Genomic DNA, 21,763 nt, shown 5'->3' on the forward strand with positions numbered 1-21,763 from the left:
TCCGGGGGCTTTTTCGCTGCGCAACGTCGACTTCACCTACCCCAGCGGCACCCAGGCCCTCCACGACGTCAGCCTCACCATTGCGGCCGGCCAAACCACCGCGCTGGTGGGCCTCTCGGGGGCGGGCAAAAGCACGATTCTCAATCTGCTGTGCAAGTTCTACGAGCCCAACAGCGGCGAAATGCTCCTCGACGGCCGTCCCCTTTCCGACTACGATACCCACGCCCTACGCCAGCGCATCGGGCTGGTGCTCCAGAAAAACCACATCTTCAAGGGTAGCATCGAGGAAAACATCCGCTACGGCAACTTCGAGGCAACCCTGGACGAGATAAAGGCTGCCGCCAAGCAGGCTTACCTCCACGACCAGATTATGGCCCTGCCCCAGCAGTATCAGTCCGATGCTCAGCAGCTGTCGGGCGGGCAGCAGCAGCGCATTGCCATTGCCCGGCTTTTCCTCAAAAACCCGCCCATCATCTTCCTCGACGAGCCCACCGCCTCCCTCGACGCCATTGCCACCGAGCAAATCAAGAACTCGCTCGACGCCATCAAGCAGGGCCGCACGGTGGTCATCATCTCCCACAGCCTCGCCCAGATCGTGGACTCCGACTGCATCTACGTCATGAAGCAGGGCCGCGCGGTAGAAAGCGGCACCCACGACGAGCTATACGACAAACGCGGCGCCTACCGCGAGATTTTCGACGCCTCGGCCCGCAGCCTCAATATCGAGAAGCTAGCGCGGGTGATGGTGGACGATGGAGATGAAGTGGAGGATACGGCAGCGTGAGGACAGTAAGTTATACTTACACTCGAAGCTCATATCTACCTCACTGAACTCACGGCAATCTGATGGAAGTAACCATAACTAAAATTACTAAGATTGATAAACCACCATATACAGAAACGATAATGGGCGGTCCCGCAGATTATGAGCGCATCGCACCCATATTTGCTTTCTATAATGTAGAACTTCAGCTAGCAGGCGAAAACTTATTACTAGAAACAGAAATAAGAGATTCTGGACGTGGCGGATTAGGGCTTGAGTGGGATTCAGACCAATTCATTGATTTGCTCTATTCACATCTAAAACTAAAGGGAGTGAATAAGGTCTATGAGTTCGTCTCAGAAAATGTGTGGCTTATTTATACAGATGAGAAAGTTGATCTACCAATTAGCTTAATAATAGACAAATTTGACATAAAAAAATAAAATAAGAAAAATGGGATTCGGATTTAATTTATTTTTCATCTTTATACTACTTCCTCTAACGGCTGCTCTTTCAATAGTCTGGCTTCTGACAAAGAAAAAGTTTTTCATCATATCACTTGCAATTATTTGGGCTGCAATATTTACACTTATCATTATCGGCAGCTTTCTCAACATTTTGCTTTCTAAAGTAACACTTGAAAAAGAAGATTTTTATGGCGAGTATGTTATTGACAGAAGCTATTTTCCAGGAAAACAAGCAGATTGGCAATACGAGAGTTTTAGATTTGAAATCAAGGAAAATGATTCAATCTATTTTTACCTAACACAAAAAGATGATATAGCTAAAGTATTTAAGGGAACAATCAGCACATTAAAACCATATAGTTCAGAACGGCTCGTCTTGCATATGCAACAGCCAACACATCATATTTTAACTACTAATCCCACTATTTACCGTGACACTTGGGGTTTCTACTTGGTATTTAACTCTCCTAAATTCAACAACGTATTCTTCACCAAGGGAAAATGGGAACCTATAGAAAATTAACTGGCGCGAGCTTATAGCTCGTGACTAGAAATCAGGATGAGGTTGAACCTCATCTGCCGCTGTAGCGGCAACGCGGTTCCGGGATTGTTGTAATGGTAATGTTCTGACGGGGGAGGCATAGCCTCCCGACATAGTTGGTCACGAGCTAAAAGCTCGCGCCAGTGATGATCCTAATTGTATTATGGAAGAATACCTTAAAGCCGTGAATAACACTAACAAACCAAAAAATAAGAGGCATATCATTGGTATTACTATTCAATTAATAGGCACGTTTTTAAGTCTTACGCCATACTTACTCGCATTTTCCATTCCTATCTATCTTATTGGCGTGGCAATAATTTTTTCTTCGTCAATAGATAGAAAATCCCAAGTTATTTTAAGCATACTACCTTTTGTTTTTTTAGTAATCCTATACATTGGAATATATAATCTATAACTGTCGTAATACTGATCGTCCAAATAGAATCAAAAAAAGGTATTTTGCTGATTTAGCTTTTGGCAACCTAAATCAAGAAGCTGGGGGGCATTTCTAGTTGCTTCTGTCCAGCTTCCGTACACAGGATACCGGCGGACCAGTCCCGCCCGTGGCCAACGCTGGCCACCCCACGTATTCCTGATCATGCAAAAATTCACCGTAGAGCGCCTATCCTTCGATTCCCTTACGGAGCTGCCAAACTCCTGGCAACCCCAAGACTACAAAGCTCTCCTGCTCAAAACCGGCTACGATAACCCCGACGAAATAGCCCCCGACGAGCTCAAAACCATGTGCCACATGGCCCTCACCGACCTGGAGTCTACCGAGGCGGCCCAACTCGTATTGGAGTATCTTTTTGAAGACCAGCTTACGGCCGGCCAGATAGAAAACCTGGCCCACCAGATGCTCACCGAGAAGCTGTGGGAAGAAAACCCGGAGCTAGAGCAGCACGAAGGCTTTTTTAAAGCTACCCAACTGCTGTACACTGCCTACAACGGCAAGTTTCCGCGGGCCGAAGCCGTGCAGTTTCAAGTGCAGCTCACTACCGATGACGCCGAAGCCCTGGCCCTGTTCGACACCCAGCCTGAAGCCCCACTCCTACGCCTCCTAGCCCAAGGTATGCCCGATAGCACCCTGCTCAAGCGCCTGTTTCACGAGCAGCTCGATGGCACCAGCTTCCCCGAAGCCCCATCTATCATCTGGCAGCTGAAACCCCTGAAGCGCGAAGAAAAATCCGTCGTATTTGACGTGGTTAGCTCCGCTTACTGGCTCGACGATTTTAAGTACGCTGACACCTACGAAGCCACGACTCAGGCCGACACGTTGGTAGAGGAAGAAGATTAATAAACGAAATATAGCAGGTCCGAGCCCCAATCTATTTTGAAGGCAAAAAAAGCCCCCCGGCGAGTATTCTACTCGGCTGGGGGGCTTTTTTGATTGGTTTAACACCAGCTCTTTATCCTTTTTTGAAATAGCTGAAGTACTGAAAACGCACCGCTGGGAATGAATCTCGGTGTCTGTCTTCAGTGCGCGGAAACAGGAGAAAATAGCCCACGTCGATGGTCCAGCCTCTGTTCGCTTTTTTCGATTTTAAATCAATACCCAACGACAATACGCCCGCGCCTTCTTCGTCTTCTGTAAAATAGGTGGCGCCTTGGCGGAAGAATAATTTTCGGCGGTTGGTACTAGCCTGCACCTTCCCAAAATATAGGCGGTGTTCCGCGTTAAGCGTAGGCCACACGCCGCCCCACGTTGGGCCCACCCCGACGGTAAAACCCAACTGGTTTATTGAGGTTAAGTCGAACCCCACGCCAGCGTGCAGCAGCTCCGGCCCCGACACACCCACGACGAATTTAGTTTTGGTCATGCTCATATCCTGAGCAGAAACCGTAAGCACTGCCGCTTGAAAAAAGAGAAATATGCCGAGCTTTTTCATGCGTTGTCCTGCCGTTGGAAAAGGAAAGCCACAATGCGGGGCGTGGTGGTGCAGTTGTCATCGTCGAACCACTCCTGAAGGCGCACGCAGCTGAAGCCGTGGCGGCGGGCTGCTTCCGTGAAATCGGAGATGTGGTGAACGTAGCATTCCAGCTCAAAAATGCCCCCCGCGGCCGTATCGAAGCGGGCTTTGCTGCCCTCGTACTGCTTGAACGGGTGCAACTCGCCGATGTAGAACAGGCCCTGAGGCTGCAGGGAGCGGTGTGCCTGGGCAAACACGAAATCGAGATTGTGGATGTGCTCCAGTATCAAGCTGCACGTGATGAGGCTAGCGGGCGAATGGGCAAACTGCCACGGCTGCATAATATCGGCTTGCTGAAAGCTGATGTGGGGGTGCGGCAGCTTCTCTTTGGCCCGGCGCAGCATCTCGGCCGAGAAATCGATGGCAGTAAGGTGGGTGGCCTGGGTAGCCAGCCACTCAGTGTTTTTGCCGGTGCCGCAGCCCAGCTCTATTATCTCGGCAAAAGGCCCCCCAAGCACCATCGAGCGGATAGCGCGGGCTTCCAGGTCGCGGGTTTTGTTCTGGACGTTGTCGTAGCTGTCGGCCCAGGTGTTATAGGCATCTTGAACGTTCATAGGTGAATATAGCGAAACGCGCGGTCTTCTTGCGCCTATTGTCATGGCCCTGAGGCTCTCCTTTTTTAGTGGATTTTAAGCTTAGCATTCCTTGCGTTTAATGCTGATATTCATTCCAGTAGATGCCTTTCTCTCACTCTTATCCCACCCCTCAGCCCATGCGCACTTCTACCTCTATTCTTACTACGGCATTGTTGGCAGTTCTTTTAACAAGCTGTCAACAACAAGCGGACGAGCAGCTAACCCCACGGCCCACAGCCGACCCCAAGGTGTCGCTAAGCACCCAGCAGCTCGACTCGCAGATACTAAGCCGCTTGCGCGAAACCGGCCGCTTCGACTGGAACCAGGCGTCGGAGCACTTTGTCTGGAGCGCGCTTACCCGCTCCGACCACGTGCTCTCGGTGGGCTACAAGCCAGCCGGCTTCATGGGCGAGCTGCCCACCGATGCTGCCTCGCTGGCGGAATGGAAAGCGGCCCGTGCGCAGGTATTGGAGCTGATCATGGCCGAGGAGCGCAAAGCCAATCCCGACTTAACCCAGACACAGGTAGTAGCGTTCGAGGAAAATGTGCTGCCCGTGCTCGACGTGACGGTGCGCGAGCTGAGCACGATTCAGAAATTACGCACTTCGGGGCTCGTGCGCTACGCCGAGCCGATGGGCTACGAGCCGAACCGCCAGCAGGCAATCACGAATAACAGCAGCGCGGCCATTCTGAGCAGCAGCGGCTGCGACAATAATGTTCTGAACACCAGCTTGGTGGAGGGCTCCGACTACACGGTGTTAGCCAACGGCAGCAAATCATCCTGGAATCAGGCTGATCAGTTTCACGGAATTCGGTCGAGTTGGAGCCAGAGCACGGGCCAAGGCATCAAAATCGTCATTATCGACTCGGGCTCATCGGATGCGCAGGAAAATCTGGGCGCGGCTTTCAATCAGGGCTTGAGTCAGGGCCGCACCATTGAGCGGCTGGTAACCTTGCCGCGCGCTTCTATTTTCGGTATTCCTACGGGTCCGGTAGAAACGCCGAATGACGGCTGCGGGCACGGTACCAGTATGGCCGGCGTAGCGGCGGCCCCACGTGGCACCGATGGCGCGGCGGTAGGTGTGGCCTACAATGCCAATCTGATTACGATTCGCGCGGCCCAAGATGTATTTCTCGATGCCAGCCGCGAAGTAAAAGGCGTGTCTGATGCCTACATTCTGGCCGGCAACCGCACCGATGTGCGCATTATCAGCATGAGTATGGGCCGCCTGACTAGCTCGTCGCAAATGACTGATGCCATCCGCTACGCCTACAACCGCGGCAAGCTCATCTTCTGCGCCGCCGGCACTTCCTTCGACTGGTCATCGGGGTTTGTGGGAGTTACTTTTCCGGCTACCCTATCCGAAATGGTGGCCGTGACTGGTTTACAAGACAACCTTACTTCCCGCTGCGACGATTGCCACGTGGGGGCCAAAGTGGAGTTTGCGGTAGTGATGCAGAAGCCCAGCAACGACCGCACCGTGTTGTCGCTGGCCATGAGCGGCGACGCGCCGAGCACCGTGGGGGGCTCTTCGGTTGCCACTGCCACGATGGCCGGCATTACGGCCCTTGTATGGGCGCAGCACCCTACTGAAACCCGCGCTCAGATTATGAGCCGCTTAGTAGCTGCCAGTTCTAACCGCACGGCGCGCAGCAGCAGCTTCGGGTGGGGCCGCGTGAATGCCGCCGCTGCTGTGGGCGCCCTGCCTTTATAGCGTCTCGTTTACCTGAATGGCCTAGCGACGCACAATCGTACGTCGCTAGGCCATTCAGCTTCAACAGAAATACCAAAAAAGCCCCCCACTCAACTATAGCCCATATCTTGTTCGGCTCGTAGTACCTTAGCATGGAAACATACGTTCTTGGCGACATCCACGGGGCCTTCCGCGCGCTTGAGCAGGTATTGGAGCGCAGCCCCTTTCGGCCCGGAATCGACCGCCTGATTCACTTGGGCGACGTATCCGATGGCTGGCCCGAAACAGCTGAGTGCGTGGAGCGGCTGCTTCATATTCCGAACAGTATTTGGCTACAAGGCAACCACGACTGGTGGACGGCTGAGTGGATGGCAACTGAGGCACCACGGCCGGAGGTAAATATGCTTTGGTATCAGCAAGGCGGCCGGGCTACGTTCGAATCGTATGAGCGGGGCCCGAAAGAGCAGATCGAACGGCACTTTCGCACTTTCTTTGGCAAGCAGCTTCCGTATTTTGAGGATGAAGCAGGCAACATGTATGTACACGGCGGCTACGACCCCGACCTACCCATAGCCGAGCAAGATCCTTACAGCCTGATTTGGGACCGCACGCTATGGCGCAATGGCATGTTCGCGGAGGACTACAACGAATGTTTCATCGGCCACACGCCTACCTGGCCCGCCAGCGCGGTACCGAGCCAGCGAGCCAACGTGTGGAACCTCGATCAGGGCGCAGCTTACGGCGGGCAGCTAAGCTTGCTGAATGTGCGCACCAAAGAGTTTGTGCAAAGTGATGTCGTGCAGACGCTTTACCCCGGCGTGAAAGGCCGCTGACAAAAACACTACTTCACTGTGGGCGGATTGCGGTTGTCGCCCGTAGGTGCTCCGCCGGCAAGCTGGGTTACCATATCATCTAGTATCTCTTTGCTGTAGCCGATACGGTTAGCGTACTCCATACACAGGCCGTATTCGCGGGGGTCAATCTGGCCGTCCTGCAACATCATCTGCACCAGAGTTTGCAGTTCGAGTGTGCGCTGCATACCCTCGGAGGCCACCACAAAGCTGAGTACACCGAGATTATCCGCGATAGGCTGCACGTCTTCGGCCGTCAAGCCCAGTTTCTTGCCTATTTGGAGCAGAAACTCTTCTTCGCTCTTATCAAGTATGCCATCGGCGGCGGCAATCAGCACCAGGTTTTGAAAAAAGCTCAATTTCTTTTGCTGCGTATTCAGCAGCGTTTCGAGGTTATGATGGTCTTGCATGAGATGATGAAAAATTAGGGTGGTTTTGTGCCTGTGACCGGCCTCGTGGTGGGTAGGTGCTGTCAACTCAGCTCAAGCCTAGAACGCGTACCTTACTGGTCCCGCATACCTAGCATTGATTGGCTGAGTTGCTCTAACAGTGCGATTCAAAGCAGAATGAGGCATATTAACATCCATACACACTACGAATTTCAGTCAAGGAATCTATTCGTAATACGTAGCAGCCATGAAAAACGCTTACCTACTTCTGGTCCTTTTTGCCCTTGGCTGTACTAGTGCCAAAATGCCCCCACGCCATCCGAAGACTTTTTTAGGAGCCTGAGCACCTTGTGCGACAAGGCGTATGAGGGCAAAGTGGTGTTTCCGGAAGGCGACAAAGACCCGTTCGCAGGTAAGGCATTGGTGATGCGGGTGCAAAGCTGCTCACCCACCGAAATACGCGTGCCCTTTCAGGTAGGCGAGGATAAATCTCGGACTTGGGTATTCACCAAAAGCAACGAAGGCCTGCTGCTCAAGCACGACCACCGACACCCCGATGGCACTCCCGATTCGGTGACCATGTACGGGGGCTACGCGAAGGCCGGTGGCACTCCGCTTAGCCAAAGCTTTCCAGCAGACGATTACACTGCCAAACTAATCCCAGCGGCAGCTACCAATGAGTGGTCGACGGTAGTTAGCGAAGACAGCCAGACGTTTAGCTACATTTTGAAGCGCGATGGGCAGCTTCGGTTTCAGGCTGATTTCGACCTGACGAAACCACTAAGCCAGTAGATTGTATAGAAGTAGTCGCCAACCTACTTGCTGATGCTGCGCGTTGCTTTCACCCTCTTTTGCATGCTGGTGGGAGCCGGCAGCCTTCTGGCCCAACAGCTGAAGCCCGGCTTTGACAAAGCGGAATATCTGGAGCTACTGCGTTTACACGCGCGCATCGCTGACACCACATTTTTCGGAGAAATTCCGCGACCGACCCGCTTCCGGATGATATACCGCTCGTCGGTAGTCGGCCTCGATAACCGCTGGGACTTGTGGACTAGCGCCAACTCAACGGCTGTTATTAGTTTGCGCGGCACCACGGCCAACTCCGTGAGTTGGCTGGAGAATTTCTACGCTGCTATGCTGCCGGCTACGGGTGAGCTGCGCCTCACTCCCACCCGCACGTTCAAATACGCACTGGCCACTAATCCGCAGGCGGCGGTACATGCTGGCTGGCTGCTGGGCACCGCTTTTCTCGCTGATGATATCTTGGCTAAAGTAGATTCGTTGCACCGCCGTGGTACACGTGATATCATAATTATGGGTCACAGCCAAGGTGGTGCATTGGCGTATCTGCTCACAGCGCACGTACGCTCCCTGCAACAGCAGGGCCTCTTGCCGGCTGATATTCAGTTCAAAACCTATTGCAGCGCGGGGCCCAAGCCGGGCAACCTCTATTTCGCTTACGATTATGAAGCCGCCACGCAGGGTGGCTGGGCCTTCAACGTGTTGAATCCGGCGGATTGGGTACCAGAATTCCCGCTCTCCGTCCAGACGTTGAGTGACTTCAACCCGGTTAATCCATTTGTGGGGGCCAAGTCGCTGATTAAAAAGCAGAAGTTTCCGCAGAATTTGGCCTTGGGCTTTGCTTATGCTCAGATGGAACAGCCTTCACGCCGGGCCCAACGGCGGTATCAGCGCTACCTGGGCAAGTATGTGATGCGGACCGTAAAAAAGCAGGTGCCTGATTATCAAGGACCCGCTTTTTACCCCAGCAGTCATTACGTGCGCACCGGCACAACCATCGTGCTGCCTGCTGATGCCGCTTACCGCGCTAAGTTTCCCGACAACCAAGATCAGCTATTCATGCATCACCTTTTTCAGCCCTATTATTATCTGGCCGAACGATTACCCTAAAGCAAAAAAGCCCCCCAGCCGTCGATACTTTATTCGCCCATGAAAAAGCCCGCTCTGTAAATAGAACGGGCTTTTCAGTATTACTTGTTAACTAAAACTAGCTATTCATCTTCATCAAGGCCTCCACTACATCCTCCGAAATGCCGGTGCTGCTGAAGCCGCCGTCGTGGAGCAGGTTCTGCATGGTTACGTAGCGAGTCAAATCAGAGAAGAGAGTAATGCAATAGTCGGCGCAGGCTTCGGCGGGAGCGTTGCCCAGCGGCGACATCTTATCAGCGTAGTCGTAGAAAGCGTCGAAGCCGCCTACGCCAGTGCCGGCGGTGGTTTTGGTCGGCGACTGCGAGATGGTATTCACGCGCACCTTTTTGAGCTTTCCGAGGCGGTAGCCGTAGTTGCGGGCAATGCTTTCGAGCATAGCTTTGGCCTGCGACATATCCGTGTAGTCGGGGAATACGCGCTGGGCGGCGATGTACGACAGGGCTACAATGCTGCCCCATTCTTTCATCGCGTCCTGGCGCTCGGCTACGGCCATCATTTTGTGAAACGACAGGGCCGACACGTCCAGGGTCTGTTGGAAGAATTTGTAGTCCAGTTCGCCGTAGTGCTTCTTCTTGCGAATGTTCGGGCTCATGCCAATGCTGTGCAGCACGAAGTCCAATTTGCCCCCCAGATGCTCGGTTGCCTGCGAAAACAAGTTTTCCAGCTCCTCCACGGAGGTCGCATCGGCGGGCACGATAAGGGCGCCGCACTCTTCGGCTAGTTGCTTGATTTCGCCCATACGCATGGCCAGCGGAGCGTTGGTCAGCACAAAGCGGGCACCCTCGGCGTGCGCTTTCTGGGCTACTTTCCAAGCAATGGATTTAGAATCAAGAGCGCCGGAGATAATGCCGACTTTGCCAGCGAGTAGGTTATTGGACATGGAGAGAATGTAGGAGTTGGTAGTTAGGAAGTACAAAAGAGGCGAAAAAATAAAAAACACCACTATGCTCTTCAATAACATCATGCAGAAGCGGAGCCAAATTGATTGCCATGAAGCCTTTTCCCATAAACCGTCATGCAGAGCGGAGCATCTCGCTCGCTTCGTTGTTTAGCTTGGCAACATCAGCACGCGAGATGCTTCGCTCCGCTCTGCATGACCACCTTATTTAATCTTGTCTTTTGGCTCTACCAGCCATCAATATTAGGCGGCTATTGCCTCACCGCGCATCGCCAGCAGTTCCCGCGCGCTTTCGAAGGCATTCTCGCTGGGTTTGGCGCCGGCAATCATGTGCGCAATTTCACGGATTCGCTCTTCGGTGCTCAATTGACGAATGCGGCTGATGGTGCGGTCGGCGCGATCTTCTTTGTACACGAAGTAATGCGCGTCGCCGGCGGCAGCCATCTGGGGTAGGTGAGATATGGCTACGAGTTGGTGTTTCTTGGCCATCTGCTGCATCATACGCCCCACTTTCACCGCGATTTCGCCGGAAATACCGGTGTCGATTTCGTCAAATACTATCGTTGGCAAAGCCGTCTTATCGGCCAGCATGTATTTAATGCAGAGCATGAGGCGAGAAAATTCGCCCCCGAGGCTGCTTTGCTGAGCGTTTGGGGTTGGGCGCCTTTGTTGGCGGTAAACAGAATGCTTACCACATCGGTACCGCTGGCGGTGGGCTGACTGGTAGTGTGCTGCACTACAATGCGTGAATGCGGCATTCCTAATTCGGACAGTAGAGCTGCTAACTCCTTCTCGAACTTGGGGAATGCTTTGCGCCGGCTTTCGGAGAGGCGAGCAGCTTGCTTGGTCACGGTGGCCAGAGCGCCGTCGGTGTCTTTACGCAGGCGGGCAATTTCTTTGTCCAAGTTCAACACCGAACCGACTTGCTGGCGCAGTTGGTCGCGCACTTCGATGAGGGCCGCTAAGTCGCGGACCTGGTGCTTGCGCTGGAGGTTATACAGCACATTCAGGCGGCCTTGCAGCTCATCGATGCGGGCGGGGTCGCCTTCCGTGCGACGCTCAGCGGCTTCTACCTCGTCAGCAATGTCGTGGAGTTCGATGAGACAGCTATCGAGGCGAGCTTTAAGGGTCTGGAAAGAATCGGCGTAGGCGGCAATCTGGCCCAGCATTGTGGCCGCTTCCTTCATGCTGCCCGTGGCGCAGTACTCGCTCTCCGACAAGCTTTGGTACGCTTGGCTGAGCTTATACTTAATCTCTTCGGCGTGCTCGAGCTGCTTTATTTCTTGCTCCAGTTCCTCCTGGTTTTCCTGATCTAAGCGTGCTTCTTCCAGTTCGCTGAGCAGGAAGCTGTGGTAATCCAGTTCCTTGTTGGCCTGCGCCACCTGATTTTCCAGCGTTTTCAGGTCAGACTCTAGCTTGCGATACTGGCGGTAAGCATTGGAATATTGGCCCCGCGTAGGCACCAAGCCGGCGTACAAGTCAAGCAGATTGAGTTGAAATACGGCATCACCCAGCAGCAGCGTATCGTGCTGGGAGTGAATATCCATGAGGTTGGCACCGATTTTCCGCAACGTCTCCAGCGTTACCGGCGTGTCATTTACGAAGGCCCGCGACTTGCCTGTGGGGCTAATTTCGCGCCGCAGAATGCATTGAGCGTCGTAGTCCAAGTCTTCGGAATCGAAGATATCCTGTAACTGATAATTAGAGATATCAAACTGGCCTTCAATCACGCATTTGCTACCTGTATTGAACAGCATACGCGAATCGGCCCGATTGCCGAGCAGTAACCCAATGGCGCCCAGCATGATCGACTTGCCCGCGCCTGTTTCACCAGTAATTATATTGAGGAGGGCCGAGGGCCGCAACTCCAGCGCCTCAATCAGCGCGTAGTTTTGAATGCGAAGATCAACCAGCATACAAGTTTAAGAATAAGAATAGCAGCGGCTCAGCCCAAAACTTCACACTCGAAACGCCTGCGCTGGGGGGCTTTTTTTAGGAATACGCCGTGAAGTAAGAGGCAAGAAATGTTCTTTAGCTTCTCTTCAAAGCATTGATACTATTACAACTAATAAAATTAGTTGATTCCCGTGACTAGACAAAAATAAGCCAAATTATTTAGCAACACCCACTTAGCTACAGCTCTCGAATTAGCGCTGCATAATCGCCTGATACTTGGCGGAGTTGGTGGGGTCTACTTCCGTGAGCAGGGTTACTACCTGCGCCTTCTGCTGGGGGTCGGAGGCGGTGCGGAAAATGTTCGCGATTTCGTCGGCTTTCGTATCGAAGAAAGCGCGGGCCAGCAGCGTACCCGGCCGGCGAACGGTGGCAGCCTGTACGCCCTGCAGTGCTTTAAACACACTAGCGCGGGCTTCTTCTGGCTTCTCTACAAAGATATCAAGGCCTTGCCGATAGTAGGCATACACTCCGTTGCGGAAGGCCGCTAGCTGAGGATCCTGCAAATTATTGAGGAGCCAATAGCGGTTGCGCGGCTCTCCATCGCGCCAGCCCTGGTCGCCTTCCTGAGTTTGGGACGCGGCCGTAGTCAGGATGTTGCGAGCCCGGTCGTAGTAGGGCGAGCCCCCCAACGGCGAAAAGCTATCCTGGTCCATGCCAATGACGATATAAGCATAGAAACTCAGCAGCGACGACAGATTGGACACAAATACGTTGTCGGAATAGTCGAGCGGATTCTGGGGGAATAATTAAACGACCAACCCCGGTCGGCAAACGACAGCAGATTGGTTTGATACCCCGTACCGTACACGGGCCGCTCCGTGATAATGCGCGCAGTGGCTTTATAGGAGCCGGTTTGGGGAATGGCCGTGATGCCTACAAACAACCGAAACCGAATACGCTCCTCGGGCCGATACGTGACGTTGGTCCAAGTGCGCGTGTTCAGAAACGACTGGATGTCCGTCCGCATCTGCTGCACGAGTTGCTGATCAGCGATAGTCACATTTTCGGTGGTCACGCTTACTTCAGCCAATAGCTCCTGAGCTTGAGCCGGGCGTACCAGCAGCAAAAACAGACAGCAGAATGCAAACAGCAGGTTACGCATGGGGAGCAGATAAGGCAGAAAGCGACGCCAAAACGGTTTGCACAATGTCGTGGGCTACTTCGGTCTTGGGCTTCAATTCAAAGATAGACATTTGCCCCCCAGCGGTCAGCAGCGTCACTTTGTTGGTATCGTGGCCGAAGCCCGCACCGGCGTCGCGCAGAGAGTTGAGCACAATGAGGTCGAAATTCTTACGCTGGAGTTTGGCGCGAGCGTGGGCTTCCTCATCATTTGTTTCTAACGCAAAACCCACCGAAAATTGTTCAGGGCGCTTCTGTTTGCCCAGCGTAGCGGCAATGTCAATGTTCTTCACCAACTCTAAGGTCAGCGTATCGCCATCTTTCTTGATCTTGTTTGGGGCCATTGACCGCGGCTTATAATCGGCTACGGCGGCGGCAAATACCCACACATCGGCCTGGGGGGCAATTTTTGCGGCAGCGGCGTACATTTCGTCAGCCGTCTGCACTGCTACCACCTCAATGAGTGGATGGTGAATGCGGAGTTGCGTTGGGCCGCTTACCAGCGTCACATTTGCCCCCCGAGCCGCAAAGGCTTCGGCTAGCGCGTAACCCATCTTACCGGTTGAGTGGTTACCGATAAAGCGCACTGGATCAATGGGTTCGTACGTTGGGCCAGCCGTGATGAGGACGCGCATAATGAGGTTTTGAAAGCTGGTCATGCTTTACTTGCATGACTAGTGCCTAGTTACTAAAAAACTCCTCTAGCTTCCGCATGATATCCTCCGGCTCCAGCATCCGGCCCGGACCTGAAAGGCCACTTGCCAGCTCGCCAGGGGGTGAATCGAACACGTGGTTGCCGAAACGGCGCAAGCGAGCAAGGTTTTCCGTTACGGCTGGATGCGCGTACATATCTAGGTCCATAGCGGGCGCCAAAAACACGGGGCAACGGGCTGAGAGGTACACCGCGGCCAGCAGATTAGGGCAATGCCCATTCGCTAACTGAGCTACCGTATTGGCGCTAGCCGGGGCAATGACAAGCGCATCGGCCCACAGGCCCAAATCCACATGGTTGTGCCACTCACCGGCCGCTTCATTCTTCAAAAACCCTGTCAGAACCGGATTCTTGGATAATGTACCGAGGGTAAGGGGCGTAACAAAGGCCGAGGCCGAGGCAGTCAGAATGACTTGCACCTCAGCCCCGGCCTTTACCAGGAGTCGCACCAAGAGGGCGGACTTATACGCGGCAATGCTCCCGCACACGCCCAGCAAAATTTTACGGCCTTGCAGCGCCATTGTGCGGTAGTTAGGAGGCTTTACTTACTCGGCAGCGCGGGCTGGCGTCTCGCCTTCAGCGGGCGTAGAGAAGTATACTTTGCCTTCCAAAAACTCTTCTACAGCCAGGTTAGTAGGCTTAGGCAGACGCTCATAGTACTTGGAAATCTCGATCTGCTCGCGGTTTTCAAATACTTCTTCCAGGTTGTCGACCGTGGTGGCAAACTCGGCCAGCTTGCTGTTCAGCTCTTCCTTCAGCGTAACAGAAATCTGGTTAGCCCGCTTAGAAATGATAGCCAGCGACTCATACACGTTGCCGGTCTGGTCAGCAAATTCCGACAGGTTGCGGGTTACGATGGAAGCGGGGACGTTATTCGGAGTTTTCATCTTAAATCAAATGGTTTACTGGTTGGATGAGTACATGCATGGCTCATGTACCCATTGAAATCTAATTGACGGCAGCGTCGGGGGCAGGTTTGAGCTTAGCCACCTCAGCGCGGGCATCGTCATAAAATGCCTCCGCCTGTTTCAGGTTTTTGCTCTGCGGATACGTATCAACGAAGCTTTGGTAGAAGGCAATAGCCTCCAAGTACCGCTCACGCTGCTTTTGCTCCACACTTTCCTTGGCGTAATAATACTGGGCAGCTACCTTCAGATAAGCGGCTTCTTCATTGTAGGCAGAGGCCGGAAACTGTTGCTGGAAAGCTGTAAACGCGACTACCGCCGACTGATAATACCGCAGCTGATAGTAAAGCCGCGCACTTTCAAAAGCCTTGATATCCAGCTTCTTCTGCAACTCCTGCGACATACTTTCCGTTTCGGGACGGAACTGGCTGGTGGGGTAGCGATTCAGAAAATCCTGAATCGCTTCCAGTGCCGTGAAAGTGTTGGTCTGATCGAGTTCAAACTCCGGTGAGTCGCGAAAAAGCGACTTGGCGTACATAAACGAAGCCTCTTCAGCGTAGGTCGAATTGGGATATGTCTCGAAAAACGACTTAAAGTAATACGAAGCCAAGGTGTAATTCCGTTGACGGAAGTTCGTATTAGCAAAGAAGAACTGAGCTTTCTCCGCCTCTGGGCGGCCACGCAAGAGCGGAATTAGCTCTTCCAGCAGAGTACCAGCCTTGAAGAAGTCGCCTTCATCATAATACTTAATGGCAGCAGTGTATTTTTTATTCACGTCGTCGCTCTTGAGCAGCTTTTGGTAGCCACTGCACGAGCCGAGCAGCAAAGCGCTCAGTAACAACAGAAAGAAGGTAGGGCGAAACAAGGGCATAAGGACGCAAAGGTAACGGAATACGGAGCCGAATCAAACGGCAGGAAACGCGGACGACGCTAGCAGTAGCGGAACGCTTCTTTTAATTGACCGCCGCACGAACAGGTACCGAGCGGCTGGGGGCTTTTTGGCGTTCGGGGCGGCTTTTGGTTTTGCCTTTGGGGGGCTTTTTTGGGTCTTGGTATTCGTCTTTTTTGGTTTCGCTTTGGCGGGCGGGTTGAAGTGTTTTCCTAACGTAGCCCGACGGCTTGGTCGTTCCTTGATGCGCCACTGCATGCCTTTCAAGGTTTTGTCTTCCTCTTTAAGCTCGTGGGGCGGAATAAAGCTGGCGTCGGGGTTGGTTTGGAAGGTGATGGTTTGAAGCTTGTTGTCGGCAAAGCGAAGCGCCATCGTGGCGCTAACTGCTTTATTCATGCCGGTCGTGGTGGTGTCACCCTCAAGAGCAAAGTAGAGGCTCTCCGCGTTGCCAACCACGTCAACTTTTTTTATTTTGTTATCACCGAAGTACGCCACCATGTTGCGCCCCTTCACTTGGTTGAAGTTGAGCAAGGTATCCTGGCCCACAATGAAAGCGTTGGCATACAGGCGCATCTGGTCGATTTTGCCGCGACGCTGCTGTATTTCCATGCTATCCGAGGTGAGCTGATTTTTGTCACTCCACAGAATCGGATTGCGGTTCAAGTAAATAATGGAGTCTTGCCGGTCATAGGTCAGCGAGTCGCAGCGGCCCTGCAAGTCGGCGCGGAAGATGCGCACTTTGGGAAAGGCGTAAATAATGCCCCCCGACGTTTGCCCTGGCTGCCCTTCCACACTCATCAGCGTATCGGCGGCTAAAAACAGCGTGTCACGATCCGAAATATTACGCATCACGGGCGTGCCGTACACTTTGGCTTTCCCCAATGCCCGCCAATAGCGCCCCACATCACCCCGAATCACGATGTTATCTTTCTTGGAAGTCATCGACACATTGCCGGTAGCCACCCCGTACTGCCGAGCTTCGTCGTACACCAGCTTGTCGCCCCCAAGCAGATAGTCAGGCGTCTCAATCTTGGCGTTGCGCTGAAAGTTAGAAACGCGAGTAATCGTGTTATAATAGCCGTTCTCAGCATACAGGCTGCGTCCCTCCTGCCCCGTAATGCGCGTTGGGCCAAAGAAGTAAGCAATCTTCGACACCGTATTATACTGCAAAGAGTCAGTAGTAATGAGGTTGTCTTTGGTAGTCAAGCGCACGTCGCGCCGAAAGCTGAACACTTTCGTCGCCGTATTATAGTACCCTCGCTGGCTGGTAAGTGTATTTTCGGGGTCAGTCAGCCGGCCATTATTGGTATAATATGCTTGCTTGCGGTTCAGGTCGTAGTCGAGGGCCTGCGTAATGAGGGTCATGCGCGGGTCGCGCATCACTACGTTGCCCGTCATGCGCGCTTTGCGCGTGTCGCCGTCGTAAAAGGCTTGGTCGCCGGTAATCGTCAGCGTATCGTTTTCTACAATGCGCACATTGCTGAACGCCTCCAACGCATTACGCCCAATATATTGATAAGCCGAATCGCAGTAGATAAAGGTGTTCTGCTGCTTAAAGCTCACATTCCCAATCAGCTTGCGAATTTCTACTCCGTTGAAATCACCGCCTACCAGCTCGCCTGCCGTCAGTAGCTCAATGCGTTGGCCTTTGGGTGGAGTGCCGCCTTTGGGGGTCGGGCGTTGCTGGGCCAGCACAGCCAGGGGCAGCAACAACAGAAAAAAGAGGAGTCGTAGAAAACGCATTTCGCCGCAAAGGTACAGAAGGCCCGGTGGTAACGCCCATCTTTGCAGCGTAGTGCCTTCGTCGTAGATTTTACCCCCCAGAAGGAGCTTTCACCGCTGCTAAATTATTGACATTTCATGCTCGACCGTGTCCGCCAGTTTATCGAAGAAAAAAACCTCTTCTCCCCCACCACCGACCAGCTTCTAGTTGCCGTGAGTGGAGGCATCGATTCCGTGGCTCTGGCCGACGTGTTGTACCGGCTGGAAGTGCCGTTTGCTATTGCGCATTGCCACTTTGGGCTGCGCGGCGAAGAGGCCGATGCCGATGAGCAATTTGTGCGCAAGCTGGCCAAGAAATATGATGTCCCTTACTTCGCCGAGTTCTTTCAAACCAAAGAATTTGCTACCCAAGAAGGTATTTCTACCCAAATGGCGGCCCGGGCGCTGCGCTACGAGTGGTTTGAGCGCATCCGCCAAACGCAGCAGCTTAGCTACATTGCCACCGCCCACCACCAGCGCGACGCTGCCGAAACCATGTTACTCAACCTGACGCACGGCACTGGGTTGGCTGGCTTGCACGGTATTCAGGCCAAAAACGGTTACGTCATTCGGCCCTTCCTAAGCATTGGCAAAGAAGACCTGTTCGAGTATGTGATGGAAAACCGCCTAGTATGGCGTGAGGATGCCTCCAACGATAGCACCACGTATCAGCGCAACCGTCTGCGCCACGATGTGCTACCCGTGCTGCGCGAAATCAATCCTAACCTCGACCAGACCCTGGAGCACACGGCCGAGCGCGTGGGTGGAGCCGAGGAAATTGTGCGCCGCTATGTGGCCGACACTGCTGCCCAAGCGCAGACAGAGGAAGAGGAGGTAACCTATTTCAACATTGCCACCCTGCAAGCTACGGCAGCCATCACGCTGGTTTTGCATGAGTTGCTGCGACCGTTCAATTTCTCTTTCCCGGTTACAAAAGAGATTGTGGCCGCCTTTAAAGCCACCGCGGGCCGCCGCTTCGAGTCGCCGACACATACGCTGGTGAAGGACCGCGACCAGTTGGTTATTACCCGCAAAAACCTCACAAGCTTCGGCACTTACCAGCTACAGGCGGGCCAAACCAAGCTAGTTGCCGAGGGCATGCACCTCACGGCCGACTTGCAGGAGGCAGAAGGATTCGGCGTGCTCCGAAAGAAAAACGAAGCGGCGCTTGATGCCGACCGTCTTCAATTCCCGCTCACCGTGCGGCGCTGGCAGGAAGGCGACTGGTTTATGCCCATCGGGATGAAGGGCAAGAAAAAAATCAGTGACTTTCTCATCGACCAAAAAGTGCCGCTCAACCTCAAGGACGACGTGCGCGTGCTCGTAACCGCCGACCAGCGTATTGCCTGGGTTATCGGTTTCCGACCCGATGAGCGGTATAAAGTGACGGAGGAAACCCAACGGGTGTTGCTGTTGCGCCGAATGTAGCGTAAGGCAGTCCAACGGATGTTTTCTTCTTTCCCTCTGCAAAAACCTCCGGCATGGAAAGCGTTTTCGCTTACTTTTACCACGCGAATCCAATATTTCACTCCCAATTCCTCACCCGATGAAAGTTACCGTAGTTGGGGCTGGCAACGTGGGCGCCACTTGCGCTGATGTACTCGCCACCCGCGAAATCGCCAACGAAATTGTTCTCGTTGATATTAAGGAAGGCTTCGCCGAAGGCAAAGCGCTGGACATCTGGCAGAAAGCTCCTATTATTGGTTACGACTCCCGTACCGTAGGCGTCACCGGCGACTATAGCCGCACCGCCGACTCCGAGGTGGTTGTTATTACTTCCGGATTGCCCCGCAAGCCCGGCATGAGCCGCGACGACCTGATTTCGACCAACGCTGGCATCGTAAAATCGGTAACGGAGCAGGTGGTGAAGTACTCGCCCAACGCCATTATCATCGTCGTTTCTAACCCCCTCGACGTGATGACCTACCAAGCCCACCTCACCTCCGGCTTGCCCCGCGAGAAGGTATTCGGCATGGCTGGCATCTTGGACACGGCCCGCTACCGCGCTTTCCTAGCCGAAGCTCTGAACGTGAGCCCCAAAGACATTCAGGCAGTACTGATGGGTGGCCACGGCGACACCATGGTTCCCCTGCCCCGCTACACTACGGTGGGCGGTATTCCGGTAACCGAGCTTATTGGCAAAGCCGAGCTTGATGCTATCGTGCAGCGCACCGCCGTTGGTGGTGGCGAGTTAGTGAAGCTGATGGGTACTTCGGCCTGGTACGCTCCCGGTGCTGCCGCAGCTCAGATGGTAGAAGCCATCGTGCGCGACCAGCGCCGCGTGTTCCCCGTTTGCATTAAGTTAGAAGGCGAATACGGTATCGACGGCGTTTACCTTGGTGCTCCAGTTATTCTGGGTAAAAATGGTATTGAGCGCGTTATCGAGCTGCAACTCAATGATGAAGAGAAACAGTTGCTCGAAACCTCGCGTGGCCACGTGAAAGAGGTAATGGAAGCGCTGGACAAAATGACTCAGACTGCTTAGCATTTATTCAGTACATATAAAAAAGCCCCCCACACTAAGTCTGGGGGCTTTTTTGCGCTGGTCATGCAGAGCGAAGCATCTCGCGTGTTTGATTGCAATGGTAGCTCCAACGAAGCGAGCGGTGTTACTTCTGGCTTGCCCTGAACAGCTTCTGCTTTTCATCCTTCGATAAGCTCTCGTAACCGGAGCGGGAAATCTTATCCAGAATTAAGTCAATCTCGTCTTGCTCAGGCTTAACAATATTGCCTTTACGCGTAGCGGCGGGCTCAGCAGGTTGATTACGGTGTGTAACCCGCAGACGCGGCCGCCCAGAAAAAAGCCCCCCAAGCCAGTCACCGATGGCTTGCACCGGCCGCCCTAAATCAGTGCCTCGCTGAAGCAGCTTGATAAAGCTGAAGCCGAAAATTGCGCCCCCAATATGCGCGATTTCGCCCCCCGCGTTACCACCATCAATGCCCGCCAAGGAAATAATAACGATGACAATGGCGATATACTTAATCTTGACCGGGCCAATCAGGATCAGGCTAAAAGTGTAATCGGGCAACAACGTGGCCGCGGCCACAATAATAGCCGTGACAGCGCCCGAGGCGCCTAACACTTCTGCCAATGGCCCGTTGCGGTAAGCCGGCACCAAGTTGTAAGCCAACAGAAACAACGCCGCACCGGCCAAGGCGCCCAGAATATACAGGCTCACCAGCTTTCGGTCGCCGAGGTACTCGCGCACCAAAGAGCCAAACCAGTACAGGTTCAGCAGATTAAAAATAATGTGCAGAAAGCCTTGGTGGAGAAAAGCATACGTCAGCACCGACCAAGGCCGCCGAACCAACGCCCCCAAGTCGGCGGGCAGGCTAAAGAGGCGCACAATGGTCTCGTAAATGCCCGCGCCTCCAGCCAAAAACGCTACCGCCTTGATCAGAATTAGCACAACAAATACGATGATGTTAATCAGCAAAAGCTGATTCAAGGCATTGTCGCGGCGGCTAAAGGCGGTGCGGATATCGTTTACAATACTCATGAAAAACGCAGCAGGTGTTAACCGTTATTAGTACATCCGGGTGCGATTCCGCTCCCAGAGTTTCAACAAAATGAAGCCAATCAATATTCCACCCAAGTGGGCAAAGTGCGCCACATTGTCGCCCGGTACCCGCTTGAAACCCGCATAAAGCTCATAGATGCCATACAAAGCGACGAAATATTTGGCCTTGATCGGAAAGGGAAAGAACAGGAGCATCAACTCCGTGTTGGGAAATAAATAGGCGAACGCGAACAAAATACCAAACAGCGCGCCCGAGGCCCCCACCATCGGCGAGTTGAAGCTGCGGCTAAAAATGGCATCGATAGTTTCATTTGCGGAAGCAATCAGGCCAGCATCATTCGGGTTGCGCTGTAAGGCAGCGGCCACCACTTCGAAGCCGCGGGCTTCGGGGGCATTATCGCGAAAGAAGTCGGCGAAGGCTACGCCGGAAGGCTGCTGCTGAAACGCCAGCCGCGCTTCGTTCATTTTATTCAACTCATAAAACCGCACCCCCGAATACAGAATGCCAGCCCCGATACCGCAGACTAACCAGAACGTCAGGAACCGCTGACCACCCCAGCGCTGCTCCAGCAGTGGCCCGAAGGAAATAAGGCCGAACATATTGCCGAAGATGTGCCCCAGCCCGCCGTGCATAAACATATACGTCAGAAACTGCCAGGGCTGAAAGCTTTGTGAACCCACTGGATATAACGCCAACCAGCCCAACCCTAACTGCGTGGCAAGCAGGAAAACGCCAATATTTATGAATAGCAGAATGCGAACTGTAGGGGTCAGATTAAACATGAAGCGCGGGAAGGCA

Annotated in this window: 25 protein-coding genes; 10 read left to right on the plus strand and 15 right to left on the minus strand. The window is 53.5% G+C overall.

The features are described from left to right. Positions 1–106 precede the first annotated feature (106 nt). The 4 genes from EPD59_RS22750 (at position 107) to EPD59_RS16615 (ending at position 3,071) form a co-directional block, all read left to right on the plus strand. Positions 107–784, plus strand: a complete 678-nt coding sequence (locus EPD59_RS22750; RefSeq protein ID WP_240731456.1) for an ABC transporter ATP-binding protein — start codon at positions 107–109, stop codon at positions 782–784. 62 nt (positions 785–846) lie between these two features. Then, positions 847–1,206, plus strand: a complete 360-nt coding sequence (locus EPD59_RS16605) for a hypothetical protein (protein ID WP_133273762.1) — start codon at positions 847–849, stop codon at positions 1,204–1,206. A gap of 10 nt (positions 1,207–1,216) precedes the next feature. Further along, complete coding sequence (locus EPD59_RS16610) at positions 1,217–1,753, plus strand: hypothetical protein (RefSeq protein WP_133273763.1); 537 nt, start codon at positions 1,217–1,219, stop codon at positions 1,751–1,753. Positions 1,754–2,372: 619 nt separating this feature from the next. Continuing rightward, positions 2,373–3,071 (plus strand): hypothetical protein, encoded by a 699-nt coding sequence (locus EPD59_RS16615; protein ID WP_133273764.1) that lies wholly within the window; start codon positions 2,373–2,375, stop codon positions 3,069–3,071. A 112-nt stretch (positions 3,072–3,183) separates the two neighbouring features. Here EPD59_RS16615 and EPD59_RS16620 read toward each other — a convergent pair whose 3' ends face one another. Together EPD59_RS16620 and EPD59_RS16625 are read right to left on the minus strand one after the other, a co-directional pair. Beyond that, positions 3,184–3,663: a hypothetical protein gene (locus tag EPD59_RS16620; protein ID WP_133273765.1), complete on the minus strand. Its 480-nt coding sequence runs from the start codon at positions 3,661–3,663 to the stop codon at positions 3,184–3,186. Further along, positions 3,660–4,298: a class I SAM-dependent DNA methyltransferase gene (locus tag EPD59_RS16625; protein ID WP_133273766.1), complete on the minus strand. Its 639-nt coding sequence runs from the start codon at positions 4,296–4,298 to the stop codon at positions 3,660–3,662. Before EPD59_RS16625 ends, EPD59_RS16620 begins: the two co-directional genes overlap by 4 nt. 158 nt (positions 4,299–4,456) lie before the next feature. On the opposite strand from EPD59_RS16625, the gene EPD59_RS16630 reads away from it, so the two are divergent. Beyond that, complete coding sequence (locus EPD59_RS16630) at positions 4,457–6,034, plus strand: S8 family peptidase (protein ID WP_133273767.1); 1,578 nt, start codon at positions 4,457–4,459, stop codon at positions 6,032–6,034. Between the two features lie 131 nt (positions 6,035–6,165). After that, positions 6,166–6,846, plus strand: a complete 681-nt coding sequence (locus tag EPD59_RS16635) for a metallophosphoesterase (RefSeq protein WP_133273768.1) — start codon at positions 6,166–6,168, stop codon at positions 6,844–6,846. 8 nt (positions 6,847–6,854) lie between these two features. Here the strand turns inward: EPD59_RS16635 and EPD59_RS16640 are convergent, their stop codons facing one another. After that, positions 6,855–7,274: a TerB family tellurite resistance protein gene (locus EPD59_RS16640; protein ID WP_133273769.1), complete on the minus strand. Its 420-nt coding sequence runs from the start codon at positions 7,272–7,274 to the stop codon at positions 6,855–6,857. A 327-nt stretch (positions 7,275–7,601) separates the two neighbouring features. On the opposite strand from EPD59_RS16640, the gene EPD59_RS16645 reads away from it, so the two are divergent. Together EPD59_RS16645 and EPD59_RS16650 are read left to right on the plus strand one after the other, a co-directional pair. After that, entirely contained in the window at positions 7,602–8,045 is a 444-nt protein-coding gene (locus EPD59_RS16645; protein ID WP_133273770.1) for a hypothetical protein, read from the plus strand. 33 nt (positions 8,046–8,078) lie between these two features. Then, positions 8,079–9,164 carry a lipase family protein gene (locus EPD59_RS16650; RefSeq protein ID WP_133273771.1) on the plus strand — a complete coding sequence of 362 codons (1,086 nt, stop codon included), beginning with the start codon at positions 8,079–8,081 and terminating at the stop codon, positions 9,162–9,164. Between the two features lie 97 nt (positions 9,165–9,261). Here EPD59_RS16650 and EPD59_RS16655 read toward each other — a convergent pair whose 3' ends face one another. The 10 genes from EPD59_RS16655 to EPD59_RS16690 all read right to left on the minus strand — a co-directional run bounded on the left by EPD59_RS16655 (position 9,262) and on the right by EPD59_RS16690 (position 17,425). Next, the gene (locus tag EPD59_RS16655; RefSeq protein ID WP_133273772.1) at positions 9,262–10,083 is read right to left on the minus strand and encodes an enoyl-ACP reductase FabI; all 822 of its coding nucleotides are present in this window, start codon (positions 10,081–10,083) and stop codon (positions 9,262–9,264) included. A gap of 261 nt (positions 10,084–10,344) precedes the next feature. Then, positions 10,345–10,710, minus strand: coding sequence for a DNA repair protein RecN (locus tag EPD59_RS23820; protein ID WP_317128388.1), 366 nt, complete (start codon positions 10,708–10,710; stop codon positions 10,345–10,347). Continuing rightward, on the minus strand, positions 10,659–12,017 hold the full coding sequence (locus EPD59_RS16660) for a DNA repair protein RecN (RefSeq protein WP_317128389.1): 1,359 nt from the start codon (positions 12,015–12,017) through the stop codon (positions 10,659–10,661). Before EPD59_RS16660 ends, EPD59_RS23820 begins: the two co-directional genes overlap by 52 nt. A gap of 231 nt (positions 12,018–12,248) precedes the next feature. Further along, positions 12,249–12,761 (minus strand): type IX secretion system protein PorD, encoded by a 513-nt coding sequence (porD, locus tag EPD59_RS23310; RefSeq protein ID WP_133273773.1) that lies wholly within the window; start codon positions 12,759–12,761, stop codon positions 12,249–12,251. Then, entirely contained in the window at positions 12,737–13,159 is a 423-nt protein-coding gene (locus tag EPD59_RS23315) for a type IX secretion component PorD family protein (RefSeq protein WP_133273774.1), read from the minus strand. Before EPD59_RS23315 ends, porD begins: the two co-directional genes overlap by 25 nt. After that, positions 13,152–13,835 (minus strand): bifunctional phosphopantothenoylcysteine decarboxylase/phosphopantothenate--cysteine ligase CoaBC, encoded by a 684-nt coding sequence (coaBC, locus tag EPD59_RS23825; RefSeq protein ID WP_317128390.1) that lies wholly within the window; start codon positions 13,833–13,835, stop codon positions 13,152–13,154. The genes EPD59_RS23315 and coaBC overlap by 8 nt, the downstream gene beginning before the upstream one ends. A gap of 22 nt (positions 13,836–13,857) precedes the next feature. Continuing rightward, entirely contained in the window at positions 13,858–14,409 is a 552-nt protein-coding gene (locus EPD59_RS23830; RefSeq protein ID WP_165963641.1) for a flavoprotein, read from the minus strand. 24 nt (positions 14,410–14,433) lie between these two features. Next, positions 14,434–14,775: a DNA-directed RNA polymerase subunit omega gene (locus EPD59_RS16680; protein ID WP_133273775.1), complete on the minus strand. Its 342-nt coding sequence runs from the start codon at positions 14,773–14,775 to the stop codon at positions 14,434–14,436. Between the two features lie 61 nt (positions 14,776–14,836). After that, complete coding sequence (locus EPD59_RS16685; RefSeq protein ID WP_133273776.1) at positions 14,837–15,664, minus strand: outer membrane protein assembly factor BamD; 828 nt, start codon at positions 15,662–15,664, stop codon at positions 14,837–14,839. Positions 15,665–15,697: 33 nt separating this feature from the next. Beyond that, positions 15,698–17,425, minus strand: coding sequence for an OstA-like protein (locus tag EPD59_RS16690; protein ID WP_133273777.1), 1,728 nt, complete (start codon positions 17,423–17,425; stop codon positions 15,698–15,700). A gap of 117 nt (positions 17,426–17,542) precedes the next feature. Between EPD59_RS16690 and tilS the strand changes: the two genes are divergently transcribed. Continuing rightward, the gene (gene tilS / locus EPD59_RS16695; protein WP_133273778.1) at positions 17,543–18,871 is read left to right on the plus strand and encodes a tRNA lysidine(34) synthetase TilS; all 1,329 of its coding nucleotides are present in this window, start codon (positions 17,543–17,545) and stop codon (positions 18,869–18,871) included. A gap of 118 nt (positions 18,872–18,989) precedes the next feature. Beyond that, positions 18,990–19,928, plus strand: coding sequence for a malate dehydrogenase (gene mdh, locus EPD59_RS16700; RefSeq protein WP_133273779.1), 939 nt, complete (start codon positions 18,990–18,992; stop codon positions 19,926–19,928). Between the two features lie 124 nt (positions 19,929–20,052). Here the strand turns inward: mdh and EPD59_RS16705 are convergent, their stop codons facing one another. Both EPD59_RS16705 and EPD59_RS16710 read right to left on the minus strand, forming a co-directional pair. Next, positions 20,053–20,943, minus strand: a complete 891-nt coding sequence (locus EPD59_RS16705) for a rhomboid family intramembrane serine protease (protein WP_133273780.1) — start codon at positions 20,941–20,943, stop codon at positions 20,053–20,055. Positions 20,944–20,970: 27 nt separating this feature from the next. Continuing rightward, positions 20,971–21,747, minus strand: a complete 777-nt coding sequence (locus tag EPD59_RS16710) for a rhomboid family intramembrane serine protease (RefSeq protein ID WP_133273781.1) — start codon at positions 21,745–21,747, stop codon at positions 20,971–20,973. Positions 21,748–21,763: the final 16 nt, after the last annotated feature.

The sequence above is a fragment of the Hymenobacter radiodurans genome (genome assembly GCF_004355185.1).
GTDB lineage: Bacteria > Bacteroidota > Bacteroidia > Cytophagales > Hymenobacteraceae > Hymenobacter > Hymenobacter radiodurans.

Excerpts from the sequence above, each read along its gene's own strand:
- EPD59_RS16660 (WP_317128389.1), bottom strand. The coding sequence starts at position 12,017 with ATGCTGGTTGATCTTCGCATTCAAAACTACGCGCTGATTGAGGCGCTG.
- EPD59_RS16640 (WP_133273769.1), bottom strand. The coding sequence starts at position 7,274 with ATGCAAGACCATCATAACCTCGAAACGCTGCTGAATACGCAGCAAAAG.
- EPD59_RS16680 (WP_133273775.1), bottom strand. The coding sequence starts at position 14,775 with ATGAAAACTCCGAATAACGTCCCCGCTTCCATCGTAACCCGCAACCTG.
- EPD59_RS16610 (WP_133273763.1), top strand. The coding sequence starts at position 1,217 with ATGGGATTCGGATTTAATTTATTTTTCATCTTTATACTACTTCCTCTA.
- EPD59_RS16690 (WP_133273777.1), bottom strand. The coding sequence starts at position 17,425 with ATGCGTTTTCTACGACTCCTCTTTTTTCTGTTGTTGCTGCCCCTGGCT.
- EPD59_RS16705 (WP_133273780.1), bottom strand. The coding sequence starts at position 20,943 with ATGAGTATTGTAAACGATATCCGCACCGCCTTTAGCCGCCGCGACAAT.
- mdh (WP_133273779.1), top strand. The coding sequence starts at position 18,990 with ATGAAAGTTACCGTAGTTGGGGCTGGCAACGTGGGCGCCACTTGCGCT.
- EPD59_RS16655 (WP_133273772.1), bottom strand. The coding sequence starts at position 10,083 with ATGTCCAATAACCTACTCGCTGGCAAAGTCGGCATTATCTCCGGCGCT.
- EPD59_RS16710 (WP_133273781.1), bottom strand. The coding sequence starts at position 21,747 with ATGTTTAATCTGACCCCTACAGTTCGCATTCTGCTATTCATAAATATT.
- EPD59_RS23820 (WP_317128388.1), bottom strand. The coding sequence starts at position 10,710 with ATGCTCTGCATTAAATACATGCTGGCCGATAAGACGGCTTTGCCAACG.
- EPD59_RS16635 (WP_133273768.1), top strand. The coding sequence starts at position 6,166 with ATGGAAACATACGTTCTTGGCGACATCCACGGGGCCTTCCGCGCGCTT.
- tilS (WP_133273778.1), top strand. The coding sequence starts at position 17,543 with ATGCTCGACCGTGTCCGCCAGTTTATCGAAGAAAAAAACCTCTTCTCC.
- EPD59_RS23315 (WP_133273774.1), bottom strand. The coding sequence starts at position 13,159 with ATGCGTAACCTGCTGTTTGCATTCTGCTGTCTGTTTTTGCTGCTGGTA.
- EPD59_RS16605 (WP_133273762.1), top strand. The coding sequence starts at position 847 with ATGGAAGTAACCATAACTAAAATTACTAAGATTGATAAACCACCATAT.
- coaBC (WP_317128390.1), bottom strand. The coding sequence starts at position 13,835 with ATGACCAGCTTTCAAAACCTCATTATGCGCGTCCTCATCACGGCTGGC.
- EPD59_RS16630 (WP_133273767.1), top strand. The coding sequence starts at position 4,457 with ATGCGCACTTCTACCTCTATTCTTACTACGGCATTGTTGGCAGTTCTT.
- EPD59_RS16650 (WP_133273771.1), top strand. The coding sequence starts at position 8,079 with ATGCTGCGCGTTGCTTTCACCCTCTTTTGCATGCTGGTGGGAGCCGGC.
- EPD59_RS16685 (WP_133273776.1), bottom strand. The coding sequence starts at position 15,664 with ATGCCCTTGTTTCGCCCTACCTTCTTTCTGTTGTTACTGAGCGCTTTG.
- EPD59_RS23830 (WP_165963641.1), bottom strand. The coding sequence starts at position 14,409 with ATGGCGCTGCAAGGCCGTAAAATTTTGCTGGGCGTGTGCGGGAGCATT.
- EPD59_RS16615 (WP_133273764.1), top strand. The coding sequence starts at position 2,373 with ATGCAAAAATTCACCGTAGAGCGCCTATCCTTCGATTCCCTTACGGAG.
- EPD59_RS16625 (WP_133273766.1), bottom strand. The coding sequence starts at position 4,298 with ATGAACGTTCAAGATGCCTATAACACCTGGGCCGACAGCTACGACAAC.
- EPD59_RS16620 (WP_133273765.1), bottom strand. The coding sequence starts at position 3,663 with ATGAAAAAGCTCGGCATATTTCTCTTTTTTCAAGCGGCAGTGCTTACG.